At 54.2% G+C, this 10,720-nt stretch carries 12 protein-coding genes and 1 tRNA gene; all 13 read right to left on the reverse strand.

Translation table 11 applies throughout. From position 1 onward, the window contains the following. A partial coding sequence (locus WBC85_RS02170; protein ID WP_424433038.1) for a transposase occupies positions 1-1,376 on the reverse strand: 1,376 nt, incomplete at its 3' end. Between the two features lie 213 nt (positions 1,377-1,589). Next, a tRNA-Arg gene (locus WBC85_RS02175) sits at positions 1,590-1,666 on the reverse strand. A 56-nt stretch (positions 1,667-1,722) separates the two neighbouring features. Further along, positions 1,723-2,943 (reverse strand): cysteine desulfurase, encoded by a 1,221-nt coding sequence (locus WBC85_RS02180; RefSeq protein ID WP_424433039.1) that lies wholly within the window; start codon positions 2,941-2,943, stop codon positions 1,723-1,725. After that, positions 2,936-3,523 (reverse strand): YIP1 family protein, encoded by a 588-nt coding sequence (locus tag WBC85_RS02185; protein ID WP_424433040.1) that lies wholly within the window; start codon positions 3,521-3,523, stop codon positions 2,936-2,938. The genes WBC85_RS02180 and WBC85_RS02185 overlap by 8 nt, the downstream gene beginning before the upstream one ends. Further along, positions 3,523-4,005: a YIP1 family protein gene (locus tag WBC85_RS02190; RefSeq protein WP_424433048.1), complete on the reverse strand. Its 483-nt coding sequence runs from the start codon at positions 4,003-4,005 to the stop codon at positions 3,523-3,525. The genes WBC85_RS02185 and WBC85_RS02190 overlap by 1 nt, the downstream gene beginning before the upstream one ends. Beyond that, positions 4,005-5,291, reverse strand: a complete 1,287-nt coding sequence (gene sufD / locus WBC85_RS02195; protein WP_424433041.1) for a Fe-S cluster assembly protein SufD — start codon at positions 5,289-5,291, stop codon at positions 4,005-4,007. The genes WBC85_RS02190 and sufD overlap by 1 nt, the downstream gene beginning before the upstream one ends. Further along, complete coding sequence (gene sufC / locus WBC85_RS02200) at positions 5,292-6,047, reverse strand: Fe-S cluster assembly ATPase SufC (RefSeq protein WP_424433042.1); 756 nt, start codon at positions 6,045-6,047, stop codon at positions 5,292-5,294. 34 nt (positions 6,048-6,081) lie between these two features. After that, a complete protein-coding gene (locus WBC85_RS02205; RefSeq protein ID WP_424433043.1) occupies positions 6,082-6,684 on the reverse strand; it encodes a hypothetical protein in 603 nt (200 codons plus the stop codon). 10 nt (positions 6,685-6,694) lie between these two features. Continuing rightward, a complete protein-coding gene (locus WBC85_RS02210) occupies positions 6,695-7,507 on the reverse strand; it encodes an FkbM family methyltransferase (protein ID WP_424433044.1) in 813 nt (270 codons plus the stop codon). A gap of 50 nt (positions 7,508-7,557) precedes the next feature. Continuing rightward, positions 7,558-7,872: a heavy metal-binding domain-containing protein gene (locus WBC85_RS02215; protein ID WP_424433045.1), complete on the reverse strand. Its 315-nt coding sequence runs from the start codon at positions 7,870-7,872 to the stop codon at positions 7,558-7,560. A 3-nt stretch (positions 7,873-7,875) separates the two neighbouring features. Then, positions 7,876-8,097, reverse strand: coding sequence for an HTH-like domain-containing protein (locus WBC85_RS02220; RefSeq protein ID WP_424433046.1), 222 nt, complete (start codon positions 8,095-8,097; stop codon positions 7,876-7,878). Beyond that, positions 8,094-9,632, reverse strand: a complete 1,539-nt coding sequence (gene sufB, locus WBC85_RS02225; protein WP_424433047.1) for a Fe-S cluster assembly protein SufB — start codon at positions 9,630-9,632, stop codon at positions 8,094-8,096. Before sufB ends, WBC85_RS02220 begins: the two co-directional genes overlap by 4 nt. A 23-nt stretch (positions 9,633-9,655) precedes the next feature. Beyond that, positions 9,656-10,699 carry a cysteine desulfurase family protein gene (locus tag WBC85_RS02230; protein WP_424433049.1) on the reverse strand — a complete coding sequence of 348 codons (1,044 nt, stop codon included), beginning with the start codon at positions 10,697-10,699 and terminating at the stop codon, positions 9,656-9,658. Positions 10,700-10,720: the final 21 nt, after the last annotated feature.

The raw sequence follows: 10,720 nt of genomic DNA on the forward strand, positions 1-10,720 counted from the left end.
CGCATTTGCTGCGGTGCAGGAAAGATCTTGGCTAGTTTGCGGAGGTTTTGGGCTGTTGCGGCGAGTAGGAATTCGTCATTTGCGCCGCATGGGCCACGTAATCGCAATCGTCCCAGCCCAAGGATGCGTTTGAGGTGAGCGAAGAGCATTTCGACTTTCTTTCGGAGGCTCATTGAGACTTTGTATTGCTTGGTTTTGGCAATGTCGCGGGCGACCTGTCGGGCGTCTTCGTGTTCTTCGCGAGTGATGGATCGGAAGTCAGCGTTAGGGCAGCATTTCGCTTTTGATGGGCAGGCCTGACAGGTCAGCTTCAGTCCGCGATACTTGGCGACGCCTTTGCCGTCAGGACCGCGATTTGGGTCTGAGTAGTTGCGCCGGAACTGCTTAAGTGGTTCGCCCTTGGGGCAGATGTACTGGTTGTTATCTGGGTCCCATTCAAAGTCGGTGCGGGACCATGTGCCGTCTGTTCGACCTGCTTTGTCGAGCACTGGAATGTGGGGTTTGATGTCGCGATCAACCAACCACCCCAACATCGGCCCTGATCCATAGGCGCTATCTGCGATCAATCGCTCAGGATCGATGTCATGCAGATCCTTAATCCTATCCAGCATTGTGCGCACAGAGCCAACTTCGGCTTGCCGGATTGATCGGGTGCCTTCGACATCAATTATGACGCTGTGGTCTGTGTCGATCAGGTAATTGGTCGAATAACTGAAGAACGCAGGGCCTTTACGAGCTGCGGTCCACTGGCTTGCGGGATCAGAATGGGACGTGAACTTGGGCTCAACCTCAGATGCTGCACCAAAAGCGGCGTCGTCCAAGACATTCAAATACTCCTTCACGGCACGCGGCGCATCGTTTGGATCTATAGCATTGGGATCCCAATCTTCCTTCGGTGTGGAGTTCTGCTTGTTTGCATCTGCCTCGATCAGGCTGGCATCAGCCGCAAGGCGCTGGCCACTCACCAGACCATCTGCGATGCAGCGGGCAACGGTCTTCTCAAACAGATGCCTGAGTAGTTTGCTTTCCCGAAAGCGCCCGTGTCGGTTCTTGGAAAAGGTTGAATGGTTTGGGATTGGATCAGATAAGTCGAGGCGGCAGAACCAGCGATAGGCAAGGTTCAAATGCACCTCTTCGCACAGCCGACGCTGTGATCGAATGCCAAAGCAATAGCCGACCAGCAGCATTCGGATTAGCAGTTCAGGATCAATCGACGGGCGGCCCGTGTGACTGTAAAACTCGGCCAAATACTGACGGATGTCACTCAGATCAACGAACCGGTCAATCGACCGCAGTAGATGATCTTGGGGAACATGGTCATCAATCGAGAACTCGTAAAACAACGCGCCTTGTGCTTCTTGCTTTGGTCCCAACATCGACATTATCCCCCGTTGCTAAGGACAATTGAATCAGTGGCCAAGCTTCAAATCAACAAGAGTTTTTCAACAGAATTCGCCCCTCGTGCGTCGCATCCCATGAACTTGGGCAACCCGACTCGAAGCAGCCTATCACTCATGAAATTTGGTGAACCAGTGGTGAACCAGAGATATTCACCGGTCGACTAAAAACACCTAAGTCATTGATTTTATTGGTGCACCCAGCAGGATTCGAACCTGCGGCCTCTGCCTTCGGAGGGCAGCGCTCTATCCAGCTGAGCTATGGGTGCCACGTGGGGGCGGTATAACTTTGCCGCCCCTGCCCCGCAACGTCAAAAATCAGGCGTTAGCCAAACAGATCATGCGCAAGTTCAAGCGCGTCTATCAACGCATCAACCTCTGCGCGCGTGTTATACATCGCAAAAGACGCACGGCAGGTCGCGTTTTCATCCAGAAACTCCATCAATGGTCCTGCGCAATGCTGCCCCGCACGTACCGCGACGCCCTTTTTGTCCAGAATCGTCGAAATGTCATGGGCATGCGCAGCCCCGTCCATCGTAAAGCTGAAAATCGCACCTTTGGTGGCCGAATTGCCCTGAACCTTGATCCAGTTCAGCCCATGCAAACGCGCGTTCGCATAATCACGCAGGTCGGTTTCATGGGCCGCAATCGCGTCCATCCCGACGCCCATCATATATTCAAGTGCTACGCCCAGACCGATCATCTGCACAATTCCGGGTGTGCCGGCCTCGAACATCATGGGCGGATCATTATAGCTAACCGTATCCTTTGTGACCTCGCGGATCATATCGCCGCCGCCCATAAAGGGACGCATCTCGGTCATGCGCTCACGCTTCATGAAGATCGCGCCAGAGCCGGATGGACCATAAAGCTTATGCCCCGTAATCGCGTAGAAATCGCAGCCGATCTCATCCACATTAACAGGCATGTGCACAGCTGCCTGGCTGCCATCGACAAGCACAGCAATCCCGCGCTCATGCGCTGCCTCAGTGATGGTTTTTACATCCACCACAGTTCCTAGCACGTTGGACATATGCGTCACCGCAACCAGCTTGGTCCGCGGCCCCATGGCGGCGATCACCGCTTCGGGATCAAGATCGCCCTGCGCGTCCACATCAACCCATCTGATAACAACGCCCTGCCGTTCACGCAGAAAATGCCAGGGAACGATGTTGGCGTGATGCTCCATCACGGAGAGGATAATTTCGTCGCCCTCTTTGAGGTTTGGCATAGCCCAGCCATACGCGACGGTGTTGATGCCTTCGGTTGTACCTGAATTGAAAACGATCTGCTCTTCATCCGCAACGTTCAAGAAACGCGCAATGATACCGCGCACAGCTTCATATTTGTCGGTTGCCAGATTGCTGAGATAGTGCAGACCGCGATGCACATTGGCATATTCTTCGGCATAGGCACGTGTGATCGCATCAATAACCACCTGCGGCTTTTGCGCCGACGCGCCGTTGTCGAGATAGACCAAAGGCTTGCCATTCACGGTGCGGGACAGGATCGGAAAATCGGCGCGGATCGCGTCTATATCAAACATAAGGTGTTAGTCCCATATTCTGCACGCCAAGCAACGTCAGCACAATTGCCAAGCCCAGCATGATCCCCAAACCCGAAAACACCAAGGTGCCGAAGCTTGTAAAAAGATTATTAAAACCGTGCGCCACATCTACGAATTGCAACACCAGCCACATTCCATAAAGCGATGCGCCAAAGACCAGTATCCCCGCAATGCCAGGCATGATTGGCATTAACAAAAGCACCAAAAGCTGTACGGCAAGCCGTAAATATTGCAGCCAGATCAACAGGACCATCATGCCTTGCACTTTTGCTTGGCCACCCAAGATACGGCCCGCATAGGTAAGCGAATAGATACTCAAGACCAAACCAACACCCACCAAAATCGCAAATGGCACAGGCGATGAAAACAAAGCAGGTATTTCGAAATTGGGCGGCGAAGCGATCAACCCGACCTGATAGACAATCGTGTTCAACACCACGACCAGCCCCAATGCGATCCAAAGCGTCTGCTTTTCGATACGCATCCCTAACAATTCAGCGGCCACGTCACGCGGCTCGCTAATCGTGCGTAGTGCAAATGTGCCAAGTGCATTCAACATCAGTTTGCTCTTTCCGCTTCAACAAGCCCGGACATCCAGAACCACAGGAAAACCACAAGCCAGGCAAAGCCAACCAGTTGCAAACCGGGACCAGGGCCGATGAATCCTTCGATCAATCCGTTCAGCAGCAACAAAGGGCTAGACGCCAAAAGCGACCAGAACAGCGCAATACGTGCGCCATACCAATCACCCTGCCCGCGCAAAACTTTGGCGATCACATGGCTTAGCGCTGCAATCGCGTACAGTGCCAGCGGCGCTACAAACAGCAATGCCATCAGCGTGCCGCCCAACATCATGTTCAGGTCCTCACCCGTCATATGCGCTTGGCGCGCCAAGGCTGGCCAGCGCGCGACAAAGGCAATCAGGCAGCCCGCCATAAGCATCATCAACGCGCGATCTTCGCGTTGTCCCATGCCCAAAATCCGCGCAAAGGCTTTGCGCGGACCCTTATAGGTGGCCACGATGTCCGAGGTGACGGGCATCAGCGACGACGACGCGTCAGCCAAGAGGCAAGGCGCTCGCTCACTTCTTCTGCAAGTGCGCTATCCTCGATCTCTTCCACCGCTTCGGCAAGGAACGACAGGGTCAGAAGGTCTGTTGCTTCGCCCACCGGAACACCGCGAGAGCGCAAGTAGAACAAAGCATCTTCGTCAATCGCACCTGTTGTGGAACCGTGTGAACAGGCAACGTCATCCGCGTAGATTTCAAGTTCTGGCTTGGCAAGAAACTGGCTGTCGTCATCAAGCAGCAAGGCTTGGCTGATCTGATAACCGTCGGTCTTTTGCGCCCCTGCTTTCACGAGAATTTTACCCTGAAACACGCCGGTCGCACCATTGCGCAGGACCTTTTTGAAAACCTGACGGCTTTCACAATTCACCGCGTCATGGGTGATAAAAACCGTGTCGTCATGGTGAAAATCGCCATCGCCAAGCGCAGCGCCTGCCACATGCGCGATCGCATCATCGCCCGTAAGCTCGATCACGCATTCATTGCGCGTCATCACGCCATTAACCGTAAGCGTAAAGCTCTTGAACGCAGCGTCAGCGCCCAAACGCGCAAACATATGCGTCGCGGCACGGCGCTCATGATCGCGTCCCTGCGTGCGCACATGATGCAGCTTGGCACCATCTGCAATGTCGATTTCCATGCATTTGTTGAACCGCGCTGCGGCCGGGCCATTCTCTAGAATGGTCACTTCCGCGCCGCTGTCCACCTTGACAACATGGTGCAAGATCGCATCAGAAGTCGTTGATACATGACGATAAATCAGGCTGATAGGCTTGCTAGGCTTGCCCGTCACATGCATCAGGACACCGTCACTGGCGAATGCCGTGTTCAGTGTCGCCAAAGGTCGTTCAACGGGGTCTTGCCCGTTCTTTTCAAGAACACCATAAAGCCCCTGCGCCCAGTGGATATCGCTTTGCTTGGCATCGGCCAGTCGTTCGATGCTTACGCCTTCAAGGCTCAGATCATCGGACGCTTCGGGGTCAAACACACCATCCACAAAGACGATCTTCAAACGATCAATATCAGTAAAGACCTGTGGCTCATCCGTAATCTCGAAAACAGCGGCCTCAAGGGCCTCGGCCTGTATCAGCGTATCAGGGCGCGTGTACTTCCAATATTCATCGCGCCGTGCGGGCAGCCCCATCGCGTGCAAGCGCGCCAAAGCGTCGGCGCGCGCGGCTGACGACCAGCCCCCTTGCGGCATTTCAAGCGCGTTCAAACGCTCTTGTGTTGCATCAATTTTCGTTTGTGCCAAAGCCATTTACGCCACCTCAGCCAGAATATCAGCATAGCCGTTCTGCTCGACCTCAAGCGCCAGTTCGGGGCCACCCGTCTTGACGATGCGGCCATTGGCCATGATGTGAACCACGTCAGGTTTGATGTGATCGAGCAAACGCTGGTAGTGCGTAATCACAAGAAAGCCACGCCCTTCCGAGCGCAGCGCGTTCACGCCTTCTGCAACCAGCTTCATCGCATCAACATCAAGACCTGAATCTGTTTCGTCCAGAATGCACATCTTTGGTTCAAGCATTGCCATCTGAAGGATCTCGTTGCGCTTTTTCTCACCGCCCGAAAAGCCGACATTCACAGGACGCTTTAGCATCTCCGCATCAATCTTGAGCGACTTGGCGCGCTCGCGGATCACTTTCAGGAACTCCGTCGCGCTCATTTCTTCCTCGCCGCGCGCCTTGCGCTGGGAATTCACTGCCGTGCGCAGAAACGTCATGTTGCCAACGCCCGGAATTTCCACAGGATATTGGAAAGCAAGGAAAAGACCCGCTGCGGCGCGCTCTTCGGGATCCATGTCCAATAGATCTTCACCGTCCAATGTGGCGCTGCCATCAGTCACCTCATATCCGTCTTTGCCCGACAGAACATAAGACAACGTCGATTTACCAGAGCCGTTCGGACCCATGATCGCGTGAACTTTTCCGGCTTCTACCGTCAGGTTGACGCCCTTGAGGATTTGCTTGTCTTCTTCCTCAAGACCGACGTGCAAGTTTTTGATATTCAACATATTATTCATCCTCGATCAGATACGTTTCGCGGCCCTAGTATGGGTCCTGCATGAGTGTGATGATCTCCAGCAAATGCTTTGCAGGGATCGGCGTAGGGGTTATTTCGAATTCGGCCATACGGCCCGTCATGCGCGGTGCACCGACAAACTTTTCAATCGCGTGATAGCTTTCGCGGCGTTTATAGTCATCGACCAACACCCGCGTGTCTTTATTGCAGCGAAAGGCCGTCGCAAGGACACAGCCCGCGCGAAATCGGCCATCGACCAAAACCACATCTGGCAAAGGCGCATCTTCCAGACTCCAAATTTCTAGCGGATATTTGGCATAGTCTTTCCAGTGTTCTTCATTCGCAGGGCGCCCCCATGCTTTGGTCGGTCCGATGTTGGCCCAGATGATATCAGGCTTGCTTTTGCAAGGGTTTTGCACAAACCAGTCTTGCAACGTCTTCACCCAGTGCCGATCGGTTTCAACCGATGTGATTACCTTGCCCGCCATTTCAGCAGCCAGTATCGTTGAGCCACCGACCCCATACTCCAGAATGACGCGCGCCTCTTCATAGGCCGCGCGCAGCAGCGCCGTTTCCTGTTCAGGAAGAATCAATTCAGGACGGGGTATGGTGGGGCTGTTCTCGCTCATCCGGTCCCTCCTAAGCACGCAATCGCTGAGGTAACTCAGCAACGTAGCGCGCAGGCAGATCGCTCGGGACAAGCCCGCGCGTGACCATTTCATCAAGAACAAAGAGCGCCAGATCATGGCTTTGGAAAACTTGCGAAGCCAGCAATGCAAGATAGCAAAGCTGTTGATCGCTTACATCTTCAGGCTCTTCAAGCGAGCGCAGATAGACCGCATCCCCATCGATCCACTGGCTGGCAATCGCCTTGCGGTTCACATGATGGAATTGCGAATTTGGCAACATGCGGGTTTTCGGCGACACAAAGCGATGCAGCACAAACCCTTGTTTACGAAGCGCAATATCCAGATCACCCAGCAGCGGCTCGCCCTCATAGATCCGATAGAACCGCGCTTCTGCAATTACGGCGACCGCGTCTTTCAGCTTGTCATGCGCGCCGTCAATCACGTCGCATTCCGCGCCCTGCGCATCGATCTTCAGCAGATCAATGCGGGGAACCGCACTCAAATCATCCAGCGCACTCAAAGTCATTGGAATCTCGGTTTCCGTGCCAATATGACGGCGAAAATTCCCTAGAAATCCCGTTGCCTTGCGACAAATCTTATAGACAGAAGACATTTCCGAGGCCGCATAGGCATTGAACACGTGACGGCCCGGCAAGCCGACAGCAGCATTGATATACTGGGCATACTTCGGCGTGTTTGCGGCCAACTTGGTAAAAGCCTCGGGATTGGGCTCAAACCCCGTTACACGCGCCAACCCTGCCTCAGCCAATGGCTGATAGCTGGGTGCCTCGGTCGGATTGGCACCCACATCAACGATTTGCATGGGCGGTATGCCCTGCAAAGCCGTTTGAAGAAGGGAAAGCTGCGCGTTCATCAGTCTGTAATCACCGCTGTGCCAGAGGCCGAGACCATCAACATGGAATTTCCGACGACCTCATAGTCCAGATCAACGCCGACAACTGCCGTCGCACCAACCGCTGTTGCGCGCTCTTCAAGCTCGCGCAGCGCCGTGTCGCGCGCGTCTTGGAGTTTGCTCTCGTAGGCACCCGAGCGGCCACCGACGATATCGGTGATCGAAGCAAACACATCACGAACCACATTCGCGCCCATGATCGCCTCGCCCACAACGATGCCCTTGTAGGACAAGATTTTGTGGCCTTCGATGTTATTGGTTGTTGTTATGATCATGTCTTAGGCCTTCAACGTCACGTATTTTGCAAGTTTCATGCCCTTACGAATTTCGGTGCCATATGAAGCTTTCCCGGTCGCGGATTCAGCAATCAAGTTGACTTCCTGCCCGAGCAATTCGTCAGCAAACTCAATCCCAAAGAGATGAATCTCCAACGCTTTGCCACGACTTGGTTCAGAACTGTAATGCTCCGCCAGAATTGCGATGAGATCGCTTTGGGTCATCCAACAGACCCTTCAAGCGAAATCGCCACCAACTGCTGCGCTTCCATCGCGAATTCCATAGGCAGCGCTTGCAGCACCTCTTTGCAGAAACCGTTCACGACCAAGGCCACCGCGTCCTCTTCGCCGATACCGCGCTGGCGGCAGTAAAAGAGCTGTTCGTCATCCACTTTGGACGTCGTCGCCTCATGTTCGACCCGGGCCGAGTTATTCTTGACCTCGATATAAGGCACCGTGTGCGCCCCGCATTTATCGCCGATCAAAAGACTGTCGCACTGGGTAAAGTTGCGCGCGTCTTTCGCCTTTTTGTGCATTGAAACAAGGCCACGATAGGTGTTCTGCGCATGACCCGCCGAAATGCCCTTGGACACAATTCGGCTCTTGGTGTTTTTACCAAGGTGGATCATCTTCGTGCCGGTGTCCGCCTGCTGGTAGTTGTTGGCGATGGCGATAGAGTAGAACTCGCCCTGTGAATCATCCCCGCGCAAAATGCAGCTTGGGTATTTCCATGTTACGGCAGAGCCGGTTTCAACCTGTGTCCACATCACTTTGGCGCGATCGCCGCGACAATCGGCGCGCTTTGTGACAAAGTTATAGATCCCGCCTTTGCCGTTCTCATCACCCGGGTACCAGTTCTGAACGGTGGAGTATTTCACCTCTGCATCTTCTTCGATGATGATTTCCACCACAGCCGCATGCAGCTGGGATTGATCGCGCTTGGGTGCGGTACACCCTTCCAAGTAACTGACATAGCTGCCTTTATCGGCGATAATCAATGTGCGCTCGAACTGGCCTGTGTTCTCTGCATTGATGCGGAAATAGGTGGATAGCTCCATCGGGCACCGCACACCTGGCGGGATGTAAACGAAGGATCCATCGGAAAAGACCGCAGAATTCAGCGTTGCATAATAATTGTCAGAGACAGGCACCACAGTGCCAAGATATTTCTTCACCAACTCGGGGTGATCCTTGATCGCCTCGGAAATGGAACAGAAGATAACGCCCGCTTTTTTCAATTCGGCCTGAAACGTCGTACCAACCGAAACGGAATCGAACACCGCATCCACAGCAACCTTGCGCGGCGCGTTCACATCGATTTCTTCCGCGCCCTCAACACCTGCAAGGATCATCTGTTCCTTCAAAGGAATGCCCAGCTTTTCATAGGTCGCAAGCAGTTTCGGGTCGACCTCATCCAAAGATTTCGGCTTCACTTCCATGCTCTTTGGACGCGCGTAGTAATACTGGTCCTGAAAATCGATTTCAGGATAATCGACCATCGCCCAATCAGGCTCGACCTTGGTCAGCCAACGACGATAGGCCTCAAGGCGCCATTCCAGCATCCATTCAGGTTCATCATTCTTGGAGGAAATCAAACGCACGATGTCTTCATTCAGACCCTTGGGTGCGTAGTCCATTTCGATGTCTGTGGACCAGCCGTACTTGTAAGCGCCGCCAACCTCGCGCACCGCATCGACGGTTTCCTGATCGACGCCCTCTTTAACGCCCGAGTCCAAAACTGTTTCGTCCAATGCTGCCATGACGGCCTCCTGTTCGTGTTCACTTACGCAGCGCGTGCGCGGAATTTTTCATGTTGGGCCAGCCATGCATCTGCAAAGGCCAACACCTCTTGTTCAGTTGTTTCAGGCCCAAGCGAGACCCGAATAGCGCAAGCTGCGTCTTGCTCGTCATAGCCCATCGCCATTAAAACGCCGCTTGCTTTGACCTTACCGCTTGAGCATGCCGAGCCTGCCGAAATCGCAAACCCTGCCAAGTCCATTTGCATGACCTGCGTTTCGCCCTTCCATCCGGGCGTCAGGATACAAGATGTATTTGGCAGGCGCCTATTATCTTTCCCGACAAAAATAGTGTGTTTTGCCCGATCTGCAAGAGCGCTTTCTAGAATGTTTCTAAGTTTTTCAACCCGCTCCCAAACACCGGCCTCCAAATCGCGTTCGCCCGCTTCTGCCGCCGCACCAAAGGCTGCGATTCCAAGGATATTTTCGGTGCCAGAACGGCGCCCCATTTCCTGACCGCCGCCCTTGATCTGCGCCGCAACATCAAGGCCGCGTTTAAGCACAAGCGCGCCGATACCTTTTGGCCCGCCCAATTTATGCGCCGAAATCAGCGCCATATCTGCGCCTGACCAATTGAACGCGACTGGCAGTTTGCCAAAGGCTTGGGTCATATCACTCACAGCTAGCCCTTCGGGCAAATCTTGAACGACACCGGTTTCGGAATTCGCCAGTTGCAGTGCACTTGCCCCCGGATCATCAATCGCGACCGCGCCATTCGCACCAACGCCCAGATCGCCGCTTGTCCAACTCAGCACGGCGTCATGTTCGACCCTTGCCGACGCCAGATTACGCCCTGCGCAGGCCAGTGCCGCCGCTTCGGTCGCGCTTGATGTAAAAACAATATCCGCACCATCCGCGCCAAAGGCTGCGGACACCTGCGCGCGGGCGCGTTCAATAATCGCCTTGGCAGCGCGACCTTCGGCGTGCACGGATGACGGGTTTCCCATCGCATCCATTGCTGCAATCATCGCTTCGCGCGCCTGAGCGCGCAAAGGCGTCGTCGCATTATGATCCAGATAGACGCGGGCCATCATTCATCCACAATATCAAAC

It is taken from the genome of Planktotalea sp., from assembly GCF_049680325.1.
In the GTDB taxonomy this organism is placed as follows: domain Bacteria; phylum Pseudomonadota; class Alphaproteobacteria; order Rhodobacterales; family Rhodobacteraceae; genus Planktotalea.